The 16,804-nt window shown below is 67.6% G+C and carries 16 protein-coding genes and 1 tRNA gene; 10 read left to right on the top strand and 7 right to left on the bottom strand.

Features of this window, described 5'->3' with window-relative positions; all coding sequences use genetic code 11:
* Window positions 1-253: 253 nt before the first annotated feature.
* Entirely contained in the window at window positions 254-2,302 is a 2,049-nt protein-coding gene (locus AC1PMG_RS05500) for a phosphocholine-specific phospholipase C (RefSeq protein ID WP_481110927.1), read from the bottom strand.
* Between the two features lie 191 nt (window positions 2,303-2,493).
* On the opposite strand from AC1PMG_RS05500, the gene AC1PMG_RS05495 reads away from it, so the two are divergent.
* On the top strand, window positions 2,494-3,114 hold the full coding sequence (locus AC1PMG_RS05495; protein WP_481110926.1) for a histidine phosphatase family protein: 621 nt from the start codon (window positions 2,494-2,496) through the stop codon (window positions 3,112-3,114).
* A gap of 117 nt (window positions 3,115-3,231) precedes the next feature.
* Here AC1PMG_RS05495 and AC1PMG_RS05490 read toward each other — a convergent pair whose 3' ends face one another.
* The 3 genes from AC1PMG_RS05490 to AC1PMG_RS05480 all read right to left on the bottom strand — a co-directional run bounded on the left by AC1PMG_RS05490 (window position 3,232) and on the right by AC1PMG_RS05480 (window position 6,624).
* On the bottom strand, window positions 3,232-4,143 hold the full coding sequence (locus AC1PMG_RS05490; RefSeq protein ID WP_481111737.1) for a hypothetical protein: 912 nt from the start codon (window positions 4,141-4,143) through the stop codon (window positions 3,232-3,234).
* Window positions 4,144-4,467: 324 nt separating this feature from the next.
* Window positions 4,468-4,541: transfer RNA gene (locus AC1PMG_RS05485), tRNA-Gly, on the bottom strand.
* A 262-nt stretch (window positions 4,542-4,803) separates the two neighbouring features.
* Window positions 4,804-6,624 carry an autotransporter outer membrane beta-barrel domain-containing protein gene (locus tag AC1PMG_RS05480; protein WP_481110925.1) on the bottom strand — a complete coding sequence of 607 codons (1,821 nt, stop codon included), beginning with the start codon at window positions 6,622-6,624 and terminating at the stop codon, window positions 4,804-4,806.
* A gap of 172 nt (window positions 6,625-6,796) precedes the next feature.
* Here AC1PMG_RS05480 and thiS point away from each other — a divergent pair, with 172 nt between their 5' ends.
* The 4 genes from thiS to AC1PMG_RS05460 all read left to right on the top strand — a co-directional run bounded on the left by thiS (window position 6,797) and on the right by AC1PMG_RS05460 (window position 10,610).
* Window positions 6,797-6,997 carry a sulfur carrier protein ThiS gene (gene thiS / locus AC1PMG_RS05475; RefSeq protein ID WP_342074122.1) on the top strand — a complete coding sequence of 67 codons (201 nt, stop codon included), beginning with the start codon at window positions 6,797-6,799 and terminating at the stop codon, window positions 6,995-6,997.
* Between the two features lie 64 nt (window positions 6,998-7,061).
* Complete coding sequence (locus AC1PMG_RS05470) at window positions 7,062-7,856, top strand: thiazole synthase (RefSeq protein ID WP_017910410.1); 795 nt, start codon at window positions 7,062-7,064, stop codon at window positions 7,854-7,856.
* 10 nt (window positions 7,857-7,866) lie between these two features.
* Window positions 7,867-8,619, top strand: a complete 753-nt coding sequence (trmB, locus tag AC1PMG_RS05465; protein WP_481110924.1) for a tRNA (guanosine(46)-N7)-methyltransferase TrmB — start codon at window positions 7,867-7,869, stop codon at window positions 8,617-8,619.
* A gap of 122 nt (window positions 8,620-8,741) precedes the next feature.
* A complete protein-coding gene (locus AC1PMG_RS05460) occupies window positions 8,742-10,610 on the top strand; it encodes an SLC13 family permease (protein WP_481110923.1) in 1,869 nt (622 codons plus the stop codon).
* A 33-nt stretch (window positions 10,611-10,643) separates the two neighbouring features.
* Here the strand turns inward: AC1PMG_RS05460 and AC1PMG_RS05455 are convergent, their stop codons facing one another.
* Window positions 10,644-10,982: a Rieske (2Fe-2S) protein gene (locus tag AC1PMG_RS05455; protein WP_481110922.1), complete on the bottom strand. Its 339-nt coding sequence runs from the start codon at window positions 10,980-10,982 to the stop codon at window positions 10,644-10,646.
* 202 nt (window positions 10,983-11,184) lie between these two features.
* On the opposite strand from AC1PMG_RS05455, the gene AC1PMG_RS05450 reads away from it, so the two are divergent.
* From AC1PMG_RS05450 to AC1PMG_RS05430, 5 genes are all read left to right on the top strand, one after another.
* Complete coding sequence (locus AC1PMG_RS05450) at window positions 11,185-11,457, top strand: hypothetical protein (protein ID WP_017910413.1); 273 nt, start codon at window positions 11,185-11,187, stop codon at window positions 11,455-11,457.
* A gap of 118 nt (window positions 11,458-11,575) precedes the next feature.
* Window positions 11,576-12,283: a fumarylacetoacetate hydrolase family protein gene (locus AC1PMG_RS05445; protein WP_481110921.1), complete on the top strand. Its 708-nt coding sequence runs from the start codon at window positions 11,576-11,578 to the stop codon at window positions 12,281-12,283.
* A gap of 109 nt (window positions 12,284-12,392) precedes the next feature.
* Complete coding sequence (mscL, locus tag AC1PMG_RS05440; RefSeq protein WP_017910415.1) at window positions 12,393-12,812, top strand: large-conductance mechanosensitive channel protein MscL; 420 nt, start codon at window positions 12,393-12,395, stop codon at window positions 12,810-12,812.
* A 96-nt stretch (window positions 12,813-12,908) separates the two neighbouring features.
* Window positions 12,909-14,324: a M28 family peptidase gene (locus AC1PMG_RS05435; RefSeq protein WP_342074126.1), complete on the top strand. Its 1,416-nt coding sequence runs from the start codon at window positions 12,909-12,911 to the stop codon at window positions 14,322-14,324.
* Window positions 14,325-14,386: 62 nt separating this feature from the next.
* Window positions 14,387-15,439: a LacI family DNA-binding transcriptional regulator gene (locus AC1PMG_RS05430; protein ID WP_481110920.1), complete on the top strand. Its 1,053-nt coding sequence runs from the start codon at window positions 14,387-14,389 to the stop codon at window positions 15,437-15,439.
* Here AC1PMG_RS05430 and AC1PMG_RS05425 read toward each other — a convergent pair.
* Both AC1PMG_RS05425 and AC1PMG_RS05420 read right to left on the bottom strand, forming a co-directional pair.
* Complete coding sequence (locus tag AC1PMG_RS05425; RefSeq protein ID WP_481110919.1) at window positions 15,391-16,518, bottom strand: cytochrome P450; 1,128 nt, start codon at window positions 16,516-16,518, stop codon at window positions 15,391-15,393. The two genes, AC1PMG_RS05430 and AC1PMG_RS05425, sit on opposite strands and share 49 nt — an antisense overlap.
* Window positions 16,519-16,606: 88 nt before the next feature.
* Window positions 16,607-16,696 (bottom strand): tryptorubin family RiPP precursor, encoded by a 90-nt coding sequence (locus tag AC1PMG_RS05420; protein WP_017911958.1) that lies wholly within the window; start codon window positions 16,694-16,696, stop codon window positions 16,607-16,609.
* Window positions 16,697-16,804 lie beyond the last annotated feature (108 nt).

Raw genomic sequence — 16,804 nt, 5'->3', positions numbered from 1 at the left:
GACGCGACACCGTCAGGGAAGACATCACGCGCCGCCGCTGCTCATGCAGCGGCGGCGTTTGCGTTTTGGGATTAGGCAAATGCGTGTTGTGCGATAGGTGACTGACAGTGTGGTCAGGCGTTTCGGATCGCATGCGTTCGAAGCGGTCGCGGCTGAAGCCGCTCCTACGACAGCCGCCTGGCCCGTAGGAGCGGCTTCAGCCGCGACCGGATACAACTAGAAATCGTGCACCCATGCCGGAACGCCGCGATCTCTACGCGTCTACCGCGCGGCCGATCGCCGGATCGCTCATGCTCGGCCGGCCGGTCTCGATGTGCCCGGCCAGGCGCCGCCGCCACTGCGGGAACGTCGCGCTGTCGATGGTCAGGTCATACCAGTGGTGCTGCGCCTGCAACGGCAGACGCAGGACGGTGCGATCACCGGCAGCGAGCGTGATCGCCTGCTCGCCACCATCGCCGCGATACCCGTCGCGCACACGCAGCGCGCACGGCTGCTCACCGGCATTGACCAGCGTCAGCAGCAGGCATTGCGTGGCGGCATCGTAGTCGGCCTCGGCCTGCAGACCGGCATCGCCGATCCCATCGCCATGGAACTCGCGCAGGAAACCATTGGGGCCATGCACGCGCAGCGCATAGCCGGCATCGGCGGCAGCGCCGCGCCACGGGCGCGCATCCTGCAGCTCGCTGCCGGCAGTCAGCGTGTAGAACCAGGGCCCGGCCACACCCTCGTCGGCATAGGCATTGAGCGCCACGCCGGCGGCGCCGCGGTTGCGCATGCGCAACACGCGCGCATCCGCCTGCACCTGCAGCCGCACGTCGAAGTCGTAGGGCAGCGCACGCGCCGGGCGCTGCCCGGGCTCCTGCACCGGCAGCGTCTGCTGGGCAGGGCGCTGTGGCGGCGGCAGCGTCGCGGTGGCATCGATGCGCGCGATGTAGTCGCGTGTGTCCGGCAACGCCACCGGCGCCGGATCGTGGCCGACGAAGTCCAGCGTGGAGGTCAGATCGCCGGCAACCGCGCGGCGCCAGGGATTGATGTTCGGCTCCATCACGCCAAAACGCTGCTCCAGGAAGCGCAGCACCGAGGTGTGGTCGAACACCTGCGAGTTCACCCAGCCGCCGCGGCTCCACGGCGACACCACCAGCATCGGCACCCGCGGCCCCAGCCCAACCGGCACGCCGTGATAGTCCTCGCCATGCAGGTCCACGTTGCTGGCGCCCAGTTCCGGCCGGATCGCCGGCAACGCCGGCGGCACGTGGTCGAAGAAGCCGTCGTTCTCGTCGTAGTTGATCAGGAACACGGTTTTCGACCAGACCTCCGGCGACGCGGCCAGCACCTCCAGCAGGCGCGCGCTCAAGGATTCGCCATAGGCCGGGGTGGCCTCGGGATGCTCGCTGAGCAGGTACGGCGCGACGATCCACGACACCTGCGGCAGCGTACCGGCGCGCACGTCGCGCGCGAACGCAGCCACCAGGTGTTCGCCGCGCGAAGCCTTGGCATTGTCGGCGGTGGAGCCGGGCACGATGGCGCGGCCGCGGCGATACAACGGCGACGCGCGGTCCAGCTTGCGAAAGTTGGCGAAGTACGGATGGCTGTTGTCGCCGTAGTTGTCGAACTCCTGATAGACCTGCCAACTGATGCCGGCCTGCTGCAGGCGCTCGGAGTAGGTGCTCCAGGTGTAGCCGGGAAAGCGCGGATTGTCGCGCGCCATGTCCGCGGTCCAGTTGCCGTCGTCGCGGTTGTTCACCGCCTGCTCGCCATCGTTGCCGACGCTCAGGCCGCTGGTGCCGGTGAACATGTACATGCGATTGGGATTGGTCGGGCCGAACAGCGAGGCGTGGTAGCCGTCGCAAAGGGTGAAGGCGTCGGCCAGCGCGTAGTAGAACGGCAGGTCCTCGCGCTGGAAGTGGCCCATGCTCATCGCGCTCTTCTGTGCGATCCAGGCATCGTGATGCTTCCAGGTCTCGTGCGAGCCCTTCCAGTCGTGGTTGAGATCCTTCATCCACTGCGCGCTGCTGATCTGGCTGTTGAGCCGGAACGGCAGCACATAACGATCGCTGCCCTTGCGCTCGGGTTGGTACCAGACCGGCTTGCCGCTGGGCAGCCGCAGCGGCCGCGGATCGCCATAGCCGCGCACCCCGCGCAGGCAGCCGAAGTAATGATCGAAGGAGCGGTTCTCCTGCATCAGGATCACCACGTGCTGCACGTCCTGCAGCGTGCCGGTGACCCGCGCCGGCGGCACCGCCAGCGCACTGCGGATGACGCCCGGCAACAGCGGCATGGCCGCACCGGCCCCCAGGGCCATGGACGTGCGGGTGAGAAAACGACGACGGCTGTGATCGACCACGGGAAGCAACACCGGCAACGAGCGAACGCTCAGGCGTCGGCCAGCCTAGCGCTGGTCGATGAAGCGGGTTTGACAGTGCGCCGGCGGCTGTCTCGGCTGGCTCGCGACCGCTCAGCGCTGGTTCGACAAGACAATGAGAGAAAGGGGCCATGACCACCCTGATCCTCGCCCGCCATGGGCATGTCGACTGGATTGCACCCGAGCGGTTCCGCGGGCGTGCGGAACTGCCGCTATCGCAGCTTGGCGAACTGCAGGCCGCAACCTTGGCGACGCGCGTTGCGCAAAGCTGGACACCGCACGCGATCTACACCAGTCCGCTGTCGCGGTGCGTGCGGACCGGTGCGGCAATCGCGCAAGCGACCGGCGTGCCGACCACGACCCTGGACGACCTGTCCGACATCGATTACGGCCAGTGGCAGGGACTGACGCACGAAGAGGTGGCTGCGCGCTGGCCCGACATCGCAAGGACCTGGTTTGCCATGCCGGACCTCGCGGTGATTCCGGGAGGCGAGACGCTGGCAGATGTTCTGGTTCGCGCCACGCGGGTTCTACAGAACATCCTGCACCATCACAGCGGCCAGACCGTGGTTCTCGTCGGCCACGACAGCATCAATCGGGTGCTTCTGCTGCAATGCCTTGGACTTCCGCTGAGGCGCTATTGGCGAATCAGGCAAGAGCCGTGCTGCGTGAATGAAATCGTGATCGCAGAAGATGACTTCACCCTCCATCGCCTCAACGAAACCCATCACACGCTCGGGCTTGGTGCCTAGTGCCGTCCAATGCGCTTGTTTGCGGCCTTGGAAGGCACTGTCGTGCAGGCGACCGCGAAGGCCTGCTCTGAGCGGAGCGCAACCAGACACCGGGAAAGGTTCAAAGTTCTGATCATTTCAACAGTTCTTTTTGGCTGGGCCACCGAAAAATTCCAATTCGACCCATAGTGCCAAAGCGCGCACAGCAATCTCTAACGAGTGACTGTCTTCGTATTTGCCCAGGCGCAGCGCTGCCAGTGACTGGACGTCGGGCGGCATCATGGTCGCCGCTTTCTTCTCGCCCTTCACTCTCTTCTTGACGACCAAGCTAAAATACATCAAAGGCCAGTATCGAATGGTCGGCCACATATACGTCAAGTATATTCTAGTGAGGGATGAAGGCTCCATCTGCGCCGAAATCTTGGCGCCATCGCCTCCTACCCCAGAAAAGTGAAGCAGCCCACCCTTTTCGCCAGCAACAGATAGCCCAATTTTCGCAAACGCGCCTCTTGCGACTTCATTAAATATTTGCTTCCGCGCAACAATCGCTTCGCCCCCCTTCAAATCGATGGCCGCTCCACGCGTGACGATGCAGAGATTTTCAACCTCCTGCTCGACGCTTTCTTGATATGCCGGCAGATGCGCAGAGAGCATCTGTCCGAGTTGCTCAGGAAAGAACCGCACGAGCAAATCACGCTTTCGCAAGAAATCGAGAATAGGATCATCCAAGATAAGCTCAATGGCCTTACTAACCTCTTCTCGAGAGGTGGCGTTCCACTCCGCGAGTCGGACGCCAAGCTCACCCTCACGCTCCTTAGCGGCAACAAAGAATTCTGGAAAGGACTGATTTTTGATGAACTTTTGATAGCTATCAGACCCAAAAACTGCGGTCACCAGAGACATCTCGCCCTGGATACTTGAAAACCCCCGATCGACGAAAATCTCGTCTATCGAGGCCAGATTCATATTCTCGCTTGAAATTTGCAAAATGAAGTTCACTCTTGCCTTGCCGGAGACAACCGATTTCCGAATGTGGTCAAGACGCACCAAGGCGAGACGTCTTTCATGTCCCTCAAGGCGCGATCTTCTCGACCCACGCGATAGTCTGCCAAGCCCGCCCTATAGAAAATCAAGCCACTAACTTGGGATGGTTCCAAGATACCCGCCTTGGTCGAAAAGACGTAGCGCGCGCCGACTATGGGCTGCAGATCAGCGGGAACAAAGAAGCGCGCATACAGGCCAGCCGAGCGCGAAATCATCAGAGGCTTGGGCAAGATTGATACCTCGACTGATACCTCGGAGGGCATCGCTCGGAATCATCAATCGGCCTGAATCTTCAACCCAGTCAATCACTTGCAGACTGAGTTGGAATCGTGGAGCGGGCGATGGGAATCGAACCCACGTCAGTAGCTTGGGAAGCTACAGCTCTACCATTGAGCTACGCCCGCATTGCCGGTGCAGTCTATGCGCTGGGCCGGGGGTTGCGCAAGAAATCGGCGCAATGCGGCTGCAGCGCGCGGGCGATCCCGGCACTCCCAGCAGCTTGCCCTGGAAATGCAGAAGGGCTTCAGTCCCGACGGCTCGAACTCCGAGGCGTCGGGGCTGAAGCCCCTCCCACAACTGGCATCCAATGCCGTTGGTTTACGTCACCCTGTCTGCCCTACCCCGCCCGGCACGCAGCCGGGCAAGGTGGGCAAACCCGGGTGGTGCTTAGAAGCTGCCGCCGAAGTTCACGAACAGCGAGGTGTCGTGTGCGCGCGACTGGCCGGTGGTGGTGGCGAGGCCGACGTTGCTCTCGAAGCCCCACAGCTTGGTCCGCGCGCCCAGCACCACCGACGCGTAGTTGCGGTCGAAGTTGATGCCCGGCACGGCGTACTCGCCCAGGTCGGACATGGTCTGCAGCCACGCGGTGGCTTCCTGGTTCTTCTTGAACTCGTGGTCGTAGGTGGCCTGCAGGTACGGCTTCACCGTGCCGGCATCGATGCTGGCCTTCCAGCCGATGCGGCCGACCATCGACTCGACGTCGCGGTCGCTGTAGCCCAGCGCGCTGGAGTTCGGGTTGCTCTCGGTGTAGCCGTCGAGCTTGACCTTCTGCCAGATCGCCGCGGCCACCGGGCCGTGCTTGAAGCTGCCTTCGCCGAACTCGTAGCCGCCCTGCAGCGCCGCGGTCAGGTTGCTGCCGTCCGGCGAGCCCTTGTGCTCGATGGTGGCCGGGCCGAGGTTGACCTTGCGGGTGACGTCGTAGCTCAGCCAGGTGTAGCTGACCTGGGCGTTGACCCAGGCATGCTCGCCGTACCAGCCGGCGAAGCCGCCGAGGGTGCTGTCGTCCTGGGTGTAGTCGCCGCCGCGGTTACCGAAGTCGGCATCGGTGCGACCGAAGCCGCCGAAGCCGCCGAACACCCACTCGCCGCGCGACCAGTCCACGCCGAACAGGCCGGCCGGGGCCATGCCGTCGTACAGGTCGCCGTGCTGGTAGCGCTGCATGTCGCCGCGCAGGTTGCCCCACCAGCGCACGCCATCCGCGTCCGGGCGGCCGTCGACGTGCCAGGCGACCTGGTCGGCGCGCGAGCGGCCGACCATCTGCGCCGAGTGCGTCAGGATCTGCTGGGTGCGCGGGCCTTCCAGGATCGACAGCGCGTACTGCGCCAGCAGTTCGTGGGTGCGGCCGGTCGGGTGCACGCCGTCGGCGAACACGTAGGTGTCGGCGGCATCGGCGCTGACGTAGCTGGTCGGGTTGCAGGTCAGCGACTGGGCGGTGATCTGCGGCTGGCAGGCGGTGCCGGTGACGTTGGTGAAGCCGTAGGCGCCCGGGTTGGCCACCACTTCCTGCAGCAGGTGGAAGGTATCGACCGGGATCACCCGCAGCCCGGCGCTCTTGAGGCCGGAGAACAGCGCGGTGTTGTAGGCGGTGGCGAGCGCGGTGCCCTGCGCCATCGCCGCGGCGCCGCCGGCGCGGAAGCGCGGGGTGATGCCGACGTCGGGCAGGTTGTTGACCATGACGTAGCGCGCGCCGGCGTTCTGCAGGCTGGCGACGATGCCCACTTCGGCAGTCACGGCATTGCCGATGGTGGCCTGCACCGGCGCACCGCCGGCGATGGCGAACAGGTCGTTGGCACCGCCCCACACCGAATACAGCGCGTTCGGATCGGCCTTGCCGCCGTTGGCGGCCAGGTAGTTGCTGGCCTGGGTGGCCAGCGACGGCGCCACGCCCAGCGCGCTCGGGTTGGCCACGCCGACACGGGCATTGCCGGCGGCATAGTCGTCGCCGATCTGGCCGTTGCCGTTGGCGGCGGCGTTGGTGCCGTAGTACTCGGCCACGTACTGCGCCCAGACGAAGTCGGGGTTGGTGGTGAACTGGCCGGTCACCGCACGCACCGAGGCCGGCAGCAGCGGACGGTAGTAGCCGGCGTCGGTCAGGCTGTCGCCGAAGAACACGGTGCGGCTGTAGGTGGACTGCGCGAACGCAGGCGCGGCGGCGAGCACGATCGCGGCGGCGAGCAGCGAACGGAGCGGACGGATGGACGAAGTCATGGAAGCCCTCCCGGGCAGAAATGGAACACGAGAAATGCAGCGAAACGGGGGAGCGGCCGCACCATACGTAGCCGCATGGCCGACATCATTCCACCTCTGCCGGACACGCTCACGTTGCACTGCCGCAAGATTGCGACTCGCGCGCCCACGGCGCGCATTGCACAATGATGGCATGAACATCGAATTGAACGGCAGACAATGCACGCTGGCGCCGGCCACCACCGTGGCCGCGCTGCTGCAGGCCGAAGGGCTGGGCCAGCGGCGCGTGGCGGTCGAGGTCAACGGCGAGATCGTGCCGCGCGGCGCGCATGCCGACCACGAGCTGCATGCTGGCGACCGGGTCGAGATCGTGCACGCGCTGGGCGGCGGCTGAATCGCGCCGCCGCGCGCAGGTGCGCGGACTCGGCAGGGCCGGTGCGATGGGCGATAATCCGCCGATGAACGCTCCCGCCCCCCACGATGCGCTGGTGATCGCCGGCAAACCCTACCGTTCGCGCCTGCTCACCGGCACCGGCAAGTTCGCCGATCTCGAACAGACCCGCCTGGCCACCGAGGCCGCCGCCGCGCAGATCGTCACCGTGGCGATTCGCCGCAGCAACATCGGCCAGAATCCGGGCGAGCCCAACCTGCTCGACGTGCTGCCGCCGGAGCAGTACACCATTCTGCCCAACACCGCCGGCTGCTACACCGCCGAGGACGCGGTGCGCACCTGCCGGCTGGCGCGCGAACTGCTCGACGGCCACAACCTGACCAAGCTGGAAGTGCTGGGCGACCAGCGCACCCTGTTCCCGGACGTGGTGCAGACCCTCAAGGCCGCGGAAATCCTGGTCGCCGATGGCTTCGAGGTGATGGTCTATACCAGCGACGACCCGATCCTGGCCAAGCGCCTGGAAGAGATCGGCTGCGTGGCGGTGATGCCGCTGGCCGCGCCGATCGGCTCCGGCCTGGGCATCCAGAACCGCTACAACCTGCTGGAGATCATCGACAACGCCAAGGTGCCGATCATCGTCGACGCTGGCGTCGGCACCGCCTCGGACGCGGCGATCGCGATGGAGCTCGGCTGCGACGGCGTGCTGATGAACACCGCCATCGCCGGCGCGCGCAACCCCGTGCTGATGGCAAGCGCCATGCGCAAGGCGGTGGAGGCCGGCCGCGAGGCGTTCCTGGCAGGGCGCATCCCGCGCAAGCGCTACGCCAGCGCCTCCTCGCCGGTCGACGGACTGATCGGGTGAGGCCGCAGGCATGACCGATCCGTTCTCCAGCGCCGGCGCCAAGACCCCGCCGAAACCCTTCACCGTCGAGGAAGGCCATCGCCAGGTGCGCAGCTTCGTGCTGCGCCAGGGCCGCTTCACCCCGGCCCAGCAGCGCGCGTTCGACGCGCTGTGGCCGCGCTTCGGCCTGGACTATCACGGCCAGCCGCGCGACCTGGATGCCACCTTCGGCCGCACCGCGCCCAAGGTGCTGGAGATCGGCTTCGGCAACGGCGCCGCCTTGCGCCATGCCGCACAGCACGACCCCAGCCGCGACTACATCGGCATCGAAGTGCACGCGCCGGGCGTGGGCCGCCTGCTCAACGCCCTGGCCGAGGACGGCGCCGATCACGTGCGCCTGTACCACCACGATGCGGTGGAGGTGCTGCAGCACGAGATCGCCGACGGCAGCCTGGACGAAGTGCGCATCTACTTCCCCGACCCCTGGCACAAGAAGCGCCACAACAAGCGGCGCCTGCTGCAGCCGGCCTTCGCCGCGCTGCTGGTACGCAAGCTGCGCGACGGCGGCCGCCTGCACTGCGCCACCGACTGGGCCGACTACGCCGAGCAGATGTGGGACGTGCTCGACGCCACCCCCGGCCTGGTCAACCGCGCCGGCCCCCGCGGCCACGTGCCACGCCCGGACTGGCGCCCGCAGACCCACTTCGAGACCCGTGGCCAGAATCTGGGGCATGGGGTGTGGGATTTGCTTTATGACAAGCCGGGATTGGGGATTCGGGATTAGAGATGAAGAGCGAATCCGCCAACTTTCGGACACACTGCATCCGCGGCACGCCATTACCGCGGCCGGTCACGATTCGCGCTGTTAGCTAATCCCGAATCTCCAATCCCCAATCCCGGCCCCGAATGGACACCGCGCTGACGCTGACCACCGATATGAAGCTCGTGCTCGGGCTGGTCGGCTTCACCATGGCGATGTTCGTGTTCGAGCGGATCCGCGCCGACGTGGTGGCGCTGGTGGTGCTGGTGGTACTCGGGGTGACCGGCCTGATCGCGCCGGAGGAGCTGTTCAGCGGCTTCTCCGGTAACGCGGTGATGAGCATCATCGCCACCACCATCCTCGGCGCCGGGCTGGAGCGCACCGGCGCGCTGAACCGGCTGGCGTCGTGGCTGCTGCGCCGCGCGCGCGGGGTCGAGGAACGGCTGATGCTGCTGACCACCGCCATCGCCGGGCTCAACTCCTCGTTCATGCAGAACCCCTCGGTGATGGCGCTGTACCTGCCGGTGGCCTCGCGCCTGGTCGGACGCACCGGCCTGACCCTGCAGCGGCTGCTGCTGCCGATCGCCGCGGCCATCGTGATGGGTGGCGCGCTGACCATGGTCGGCAACTCGCCGCTGATCCTGCTCAACGACCTGCTGCAGTCGGCCAACAACAACCTGCCCTCGGGCATGGCCACCATCGAGCCGCTGCGCATGTTCGCGCCGCTGCCGATCGGCGTGGCGCTGCTGGCGGCCTCGCTGATCTACTTCCGCGTGCGCGGCGACAAGGCGCTGGCCGAAGAAGAGCGGCTGATCAACGACGGCGTCACCCCGGCACGCACCGAGAGCTATTTCGCCCGCACCTACGGCATCGAAGGCGACGTGTTCGAGCTGATCGTCAGCGCCGACAGCCCGCTGGTCGGCATGACCCTGGGCGAGGCCGAGACCGTGCACAACGCGCCACTGCTGCTCGCCCTGAAGACCGGCAACGACACCCGCCTGGCGCCGCCGGCGGACATGCGCATCTGGGTCGGCAGCGTGCTCGGGGTGATGGGCGCGCGCCAGCAGGTCGCCGATTTCGCGCAGAACCAGTTCCTGCGCCTGTCCTCGCGCCTGCGCAACCTCGGCGACCTGTTCAACCCCAGCCGCGCCGGCATCTCCGAGGCGGTGATCCCGCCGACCTCGCGCTTCATCGGCAAGAGCGCGGCCGAGCTGCGCCTGCGCAAGCAGGCCGGGATCAGCCTGCTGGCGATCAACCGCGACAAGCAGGTGATCCGCGAGGACGTGCGCAAGGTGCCGCTGCGCGCCGGCGACATGCTGGTGTTCCACAGCATCTGGCAGGACCTGGCGCAGGCCTCGGAAAGCCGCGACTTCGTGGTGGTCACCGACTACCCCAAGGGCGAGCACCGCCCGCACAAGTTCAAGATCGCGATGACGATCTTCGCCCTGACCATCCTGATCGCGCTGACCTCCAGGCTGCCGGTGGCGCTGACCCTGATGACCGGCGTGGCCGGCATGCTGCTGACCGGCGTGCTGCGGATGGACGAGGCCTACGCGGCGATCAACTGGAAGACCGTGTTCCTGATGGCCGGGCTGATCCCGCTGGGCTGGGCGATGGACAGCAGCGGCGCGGCGGCCTGGGTCGCCGGCCATACCATTGCGCGACTACCCGAGGGCATGCCGGTGTGGGCGCTGGAGATCGCCCTGGGCCTGCTGACCACCGCGTTCTCGCTGGTGATCAGCCATGTCGGCGCGACCATCGTGATGGTGCCGATCGCGGTCAACCTAGCGCTGGCGGCCGGCGGCAATCCCACCGCGTTCGCGCTGATCGTGGCGCTGTCGGCATCCAACAACCTGATGACCGCATCCAATCCGGTGATCTCGATGATCACCGGCCCGGCCAACTACCAGCCGCGCGAACTGTGGCGCGTCGGCGGCCCGCTGTCGCTGATCTACACCCTGGTGGTGGTGCTGATGGTCAACCTGATGTCGATGGGCTGGTGGCACGCGCTGTAGCGTGCGTCGCACCGCAAGCGCGCGCCCTGCGCGCTAGACCAGCACCACCTGCCCTGCCCGTACCTCCACCGGCACCGCATGCAGGCTCTGGCCGCGGCATGGGCCGGACACACACAGGCCGTCCTGCAGCTCGAATGCGGCGCCGTGCGCGGCGCACACCACATGGCCCTCGCGGCTTTTCAGGAATTGCCCCGGTGCCCAGTCCAGGCGGCGTCCGGCGTGCGGGCATACGTTCAACCACGCGCGCACGCGGTCGCCCTCGCGGTACAGCAGCAGCGATTCGGGCTCGCCGCCGATCAGCGCCTCGGCCTCGGCCAGCTCCCCGGAAACCAAGTCGTGCAGCGGTGCCAGCACGGCAGATGAGTCGGTCATGGAACGCAGCGCGGGCAGCAAGGGGTGGTCATTCTGGCATGGGCGATCGGCAGCCGTGACGCCGCATGCCCTTCACCCCGCGAGCACACGCAAGCCCCTGAGCGCAAAGTGTTAATTTTTCGCTTAACGAAGTTTTCACTCCGTCACATAAAACAGCGCCGATACTGCGCCCCTTCGGTTCAAACTGAAACAGAGTTCTGCCATGCGTGCTCGCCTCTTCAATTTCGACCAATTCCGGCACGTCTTCGCGCCGCGCAAGCCGCGCCATCCGCTGGTCAAGCTGGCAGTGGGCCTGCTCGGCCTGGCGATCCTGGCCGGGCTGGTGTTCGTCAGCGTGTTCGTGGGCGCGGCGATGATCCTGGGTGGCATCGCGATGAAGCTGCTGAGCCAGCGCGGCAAGCGTCCGGCCACCGCGCGTCGCCATGTGGTCGATGGCGAGTATCGGGTGGTGCGCAAGCCGGCCTTGCCGTTGTAAAGCCGGGAGTGGGGAATCGGGATTGGGGATTCGTGAAAGCGGCACCCACCTGTCTGTTGGAATTGGGTTGAACCCATCGCGGTAGACTGCTGCATCCCCTCTCATTGGATGCACGCCCATGAAAGACCTATTTGCTGCTGCCGAGGCTCCGCGCGTTCCCGTGCGTGGGCAGGGCCTGTTTCCGGTGCATCGCATCTACTGCGTGGGTCGCAACTTCGCCGACCACGCGCGCGAGATGGGCGCCAGTGCGCCGGCCTCGAAGGCCGAGCGCGGCCAGCCGACCTTCTTCATGAAACCGGCCGATGCGCTGGTGATCGGCGACGAGGCCATTCCCTACCCGTCCGCGACCGAGAATCTGCACCACGAGGTCGAACTGGTGGTGGCGCTGGGCCAGGACGCGCCCGCCGGTGTGCTGCCGGTGGATGGCGCCGAGGCCCTGATCCTGGCTTACGGCGTGGGCCTGGACCTGACCCGTCGCGACCTGCAGGCCGCGGCCAAGGCCAAGGGCCTGCCGTGGGACATCGCCAAGGGCTTCGATGCCTCCGCGCCAATCAGCGAGCTGATCCCGGCCGGCGAGGTCGGTGCGCTGGAGGCCTTGAACCTCTCGCTGGAAGTCAACGGCGAGGTGCGCCAGCAATCGTTGCTGGAGCAGATGATCTGGAACGTGCCGGAGATCCTGCACGAACTGTCCAAGCTGTTCGCGCTGCGCGCCGGCGACCTGGTGTTCATGGGCACGCCGGCGGGCGTGGCCGCGCTGCGCCCGGGTGACCGCTTCAGCGCGCGCCTGGAGAACGTGGCCGAGCGGCACGGCCGCATCGTCGGCTGAGGGGCGCGCCTGTCGCGCGGCATACGCGCGCCTGTGACTCGACCACCACGGCGACTGCGCTAGGCTAGCGCGGCGGCGACAGGCCCGCACTGACAAGAGAGGAGTCCCGATGAGCATGATCCGCGAATTCAAGGAATTCGCCATGCGCGGCAACGTGCTGGACCTGGCGGTCGGCGTGGTGCTCGGCGCCGCGTTCGGCAAGATCGTCACCGCGCTGGTCGAGAAGATCATCATGCCGCCGATCGGATTGCTCGTGGGCGGCGTGGATTTCTCGCGCTGGGCATGGACGCTGAAGGCGGCGACGGTGGACGCCGCCGGCAAGCCGGTACCGGCCGTGGTGATCGGCATAGGCGATTTCCTCAACACCATCATCCAGTTCGTGATCGTGGCCTTCGCCATCTTCATGCTGGTCAAGGCGATCAACCGCATCGCCCGCAAGGAACCGCCGGCGCCGAAGGCCCCGACCGAGGAAGTGCTGCTGCTGCGCGAGATCCGCGATTCGCTCAAGCACGAGCCGCGTCCGGAGTAAGCGCGAGGACACACGCGGCTTCCGCCATGGAGGCCGCGTCGTACACGGCGGTGAGGCACTGCTAAGCTCGCGGTTCCTGTGTCCGCGGAGTTTTCCATGCGTCGTCTTGCCGTCGTCATTGCTGCTGTGCTGAGTCTGTCCTCCCCTGCGGTTGCCGCCGAGGCCACGCGCATCCCGGAGGCGGCACTCCGCGACGCGGCAGCCTTGCGCGAGCGGGCACTGGCCGACGACACCGGCTGGAAGGTGGTCGAATCGCTGACCACCGAGATCGGCCCACGGATGGCGGGCAGCGAGGCCGATGCACGCGCGGTGGCCTGGGCCACCGCCAAGTTCAAGGCACTGGGCTTCGACAAGGTCTGGACAGAGCCGGTGACGTTTCCGAAATGGGAGCGGCGCAGCGAACACGCGCAGGTGCTCGGCGCGCATGCGCAACCGCTCACCGTCACCGCGCTGGGCGGCAGCCCCGGCGGCACGGTCGAGGCCGAGGTGGTGCGCTTCGCCGACCTGGCCGCATTGCAGGCGGCGCCGGCCGATGCGCTGCGCGGCAAGATCGCCTTCGTCGATTACCAGATGCTGCGCACCCGCGATGGCAAGGACTACGGCAATGGCGGCGCAGTGCGCAGCAAGGGGCCGTCCGAAGCGATCCGCAAGGGTGCGATCGGCTTCGTGATGCGCTCGGCCGGCACCGATTCGCACCGCGTGCCGCATACCGGCATCACCCGCTTCGACGAGGGACTGACGCCGGTGCCGGCGGCGGCGCTGTCGGTGCCCGATGCCAACCAACTGGCGCGTCTGCTCGCGCGCGGCCCGGTGCGCCTGCGTCTGGCGCTGGACTGCGGCTGGGACGGCACCGCCACCTCCTACAACGTGATCGGGCAGATCACCGGGCGCACGCTGCCCAACGAGGTGGTGCTGATCGGCGGGCACCTGGATTCGTGGGACCTGGGCACCGGTGCGATCGACGACGGCGCCGGCGTCGCCATCAGCATGGCCGCCGGGCATCTGATCGGCCAGCTCAAGCAGGCGCCCAAGCGCAGCATCCGCGTGGTCGCCTTCGCCAACGAAGAGCAGGGCCTGTACGGCGGCAAGGCCTACGCGCAGGCGCATGCCAAGGACGTGGCGCGGCACCAGATCGCCGCCGAGAGCGACTTCGGCGCCGGCCGCATCTATGCCTTCAACACCGGCTCGGGCGACGCCGCCGGCTCGCGCGAGGCGACCCGGCAGATCGCCGAGGCGCTGGCGCCGCTCGGCATCGCCTATGCGCCGGACGCCGGCGGCCCCGGCCCGGACGTCGGGCCGCTCGCCGCCAAGGGCGGCGCCTGGGCCTGGCTGGCGCAGGACGGCAGCGATTACTTCGATCTGCATCACACCGCCGACGACACCCTGGACAAGATCGACCCGAAGGCGCTGGCGCAGAACGTCGCCGCGTATGCGGTGTTCGCATATCTGGCGGCGCAGGCCGATGGCAGTTTCGGCAGTCAGGCCAAGACAGTGGAACCGCCCAGGGAGTAAAGTAAACCGGACCTGCGCAGGACGCGCGCAGGGGCTTCCCTTCCGCAGCAGCGCCAGGACCTTTGATGGGCATACGGCAACGTCGCGCGGGCTCAGCGGTGACGTTGCTGGATGTAGCCCGCCATGCGGGCGTGTCGCCGATGACTGCTTCGCGCGTGATCAATCGCCACCCGCGCGTGAGCGCTACCATGCGCGAGCGCGTCGAAGCGTCGATCAAGGCGCTCGGCTACCGCCCCAACCTCGCCGGCCGCTCGCTGCGCACCGCAGGACTGGCGCGCATCGGCGTGCTGTACAGCAATCCCAGCGCGGCCTACCTCAACCAATTCATGCTCGGCATGCTCGAGCAGAGCAGCCTGGAAGGCTGCCAGGTGCTGGTGGAAAAGAGCGACGACAGCGACAGCCAGCGCGCCGCCACCGAACGCCTGCTCGAGGCCGGCGCCGATGGCCTGATCCTGCCGCCGCCGCTGTGCGATGCGCGGCAGACCATCGCCGAACTGGATGCGCGCGGCATTCCGCTGGTGGCGGTCGCCACCGGCGCACCGATGCCCGGGGTCAGCTCGGTGCGCATCGACGACTACCAGGCGGCGTGCGCGCTCACCCGGCATCTGCTCGACCTGGGTCACCGCGACATCGGCTTCGTCAGCGGCGATCCCGGGCACACGCCCAGCGCGCTGCGCAGTCGCGCGTTCTTCGACACCATGGCGGGGGCCGGGCTGACGGTGGCGCCGGAGCGCGTGGCCGAAGGCCTGTTCACCTACCGCTCCGGCCTGCTCGCGGCCACCGCGTTGCTGCAGGTCGCCCCGCGTCCCAGCGCGATCCTGTGCAGCAACGACGACATGGCCGCGGCAGCGCTGGCCATCGCGCACGGACTGCGCCTGCGCGTGCCCGAGGATCTGTCGATCGCCGGTTTCGACGACACGCCGGTGGCCACCACGATCTGGCCGGAGCTGACCACCATCCACCAGCCGGTCGCGGCAATGGGCAGGGCCGCGGTCACGCTGCTGCTCGGCGAAATTCGCCAGCGCCGCGACGGACTGCCCAGCCGCGGCACCCACCAGGTGCTGGACTACACCCTGGTCACGCGCGGGTCCACCGCGCCGCCCGCATCGCGCTGAGCGTCGGCACCGCGTGCGGCAGCAACGCCTCGCGCGCGCGCGTGCCGGATCACGTCGACCTGGGCCACACCGAGCAGCCCGGTCAACGGCACAGTGGCGCGACGCTGCCGCGGATCCACGACCAGGTCCTGACCGCGCAGCAAGTCCAGTAGCCGCTCCGCCAGCGGCATGACCATGTGCCGGCGCCAGCAGCGCTCGGACGCATGGCCGAACGGCAGGTAGCCGGGCAACGCATCGGGATCCACGCCGTCCCAGCGCTCGGGCCGGAACGCCTCTGGTTCTTCCCACAGCGCCGGATCGCGATGGCTGAGCAAGGGCAGCACCAGCACGTCGTCGCCGGCGCCGATACGCGGATCCAGTGCACCGTACTCGGGCGAGGCATTGCGCAGGATGTTCCAGGACGGCGGCAGCAGGCGCAGGGTTTCGTAGAGGATGTTGCGGTTGCAGACGCGCGCGTCGAACGGCGACCCCAGCCACAGCGCGTTGGCGACCAGCGTGGAAATGGTGAAGCACACCGGCGCGGCGGTGCGCCGGTACAGGCCCATCGCATCGCGGCGCGCGCGGTAGCCATCGGCCGCGGACAGCAGCGTGGCCAACGCCGAAGCCTCCGCGCCCGGCGCCAGCGGTGCGAGCGCGCCGGCGGCGATCACCGCCCAGGTCAGGCGCGGCGTCAGTTCCAGGGTGCGGTCCATCAGCAGGCGCAGCCGCCACGGGTCGCCGCCGAGCAGCAGGTCGCGCAGATAGACATGGCCGACGTGCGGCCATGGGCCGGACAGGTCGAGTGTGGGCGGCGGCGGACGCTTCAGCGCCTCGCGCACGTCGCGGCCGATCGCCTGCATCAGTTTCGCCGCTTCGCTGCGCGCGATCGAGCGGCCGTGCAACGGCTTGAAGGTCGGCCGTTCGTGTTCGGTGGCGGGCCGGGCCGCGAGCAGGCGGTCGCTCAGCGCGGCGCCGGCGACACCGACCGTGTCGGCATCCAGGCGGAACGCCTCCTGCCCCATATGCGTGCGCAGCAACGCCTGCAGACGCGGCGCGAAGACCGTGGCGCGCGCATCGCGGTCGACCATGGTGGCGGACATCGCCAGTCTCCTGAAGGAACGACGCCCGGCGCAGTGCATCCGCCGGGCACCGGCCGCACGGCATGCCGCGCGGCAACGCACACGGCGCTCAGTACCAGATGTACCAGGCGTACGACTTCAGCGGCTTCTTCGACGACAGCAGGTGCTTGATGGAGAACAGCAGCTTCATGAGCGACATCTCCGCAGGAGTGACGATGGCCCTTTCGGGCGGGGGGACTGCGCGGTTTCGCCGACGCCAGCGCGCGTGGCGCGATCGCATCGGCGAGGCGCGCCTGCACGCTACGCC

The organism is Xanthomonas sp. NCPPB 2250 (assembly GCF_056725265.1).
Note: the sequence above shows the minus strand (reverse complement) of the source record. Positions and strands in the feature narration are given on the sequence as shown.

Excerpts from the sequence above, each read along its gene's own strand:
- AC1PMG_RS05500 (WP_481110927.1), bottom strand. The coding sequence starts at position 2,302 with ATGGCCCTGGGGGCCGGTGCGGCCATGCCGCTGTTGCCGGGCGTCATC.
- AC1PMG_RS05495 (WP_481110926.1), top strand. The coding sequence starts at position 2,494 with ATGACCACCCTGATCCTCGCCCGCCATGGGCATGTCGACTGGATTGCA.
- AC1PMG_RS05480 (WP_481110925.1), bottom strand. The coding sequence starts at position 6,624 with ATGACTTCGTCCATCCGTCCGCTCCGTTCGCTGCTCGCCGCCGCGATC.
- thiS (WP_342074122.1), top strand. The coding sequence starts at position 6,797 with ATGAACATCGAATTGAACGGCAGACAATGCACGCTGGCGCCGGCCACC.
- AC1PMG_RS05470 (WP_017910410.1), top strand. The coding sequence starts at position 7,062 with ATGAACGCTCCCGCCCCCCACGATGCGCTGGTGATCGCCGGCAAACCC.
- trmB (WP_481110924.1), top strand. The coding sequence starts at position 7,867 with ATGACCGATCCGTTCTCCAGCGCCGGCGCCAAGACCCCGCCGAAACCC.
- AC1PMG_RS05460 (WP_481110923.1), top strand. The coding sequence starts at position 8,742 with ATGGACACCGCGCTGACGCTGACCACCGATATGAAGCTCGTGCTCGGG.
- AC1PMG_RS05455 (WP_481110922.1), bottom strand. The coding sequence starts at position 10,982 with ATGACCGACTCATCTGCCGTGCTGGCACCGCTGCACGACTTGGTTTCC.
- AC1PMG_RS05450 (WP_017910413.1), top strand. The coding sequence starts at position 11,185 with ATGCGTGCTCGCCTCTTCAATTTCGACCAATTCCGGCACGTCTTCGCG.
- AC1PMG_RS05445 (WP_481110921.1), top strand. The coding sequence starts at position 11,576 with ATGAAAGACCTATTTGCTGCTGCCGAGGCTCCGCGCGTTCCCGTGCGT.
- mscL (WP_017910415.1), top strand. The coding sequence starts at position 12,393 with ATGAGCATGATCCGCGAATTCAAGGAATTCGCCATGCGCGGCAACGTG.
- AC1PMG_RS05435 (WP_342074126.1), top strand. The coding sequence starts at position 12,909 with ATGCGTCGTCTTGCCGTCGTCATTGCTGCTGTGCTGAGTCTGTCCTCC.
- AC1PMG_RS05425 (WP_481110919.1), bottom strand. The coding sequence starts at position 16,518 with ATGTCCGCCACCATGGTCGACCGCGATGCGCGCGCCACGGTCTTCGCG.
- AC1PMG_RS05420 (WP_017911958.1), bottom strand. The coding sequence starts at position 16,696 with ATGTCGCTCATGAAGCTGCTGTTCTCCATCAAGCACCTGCTGTCGTCG.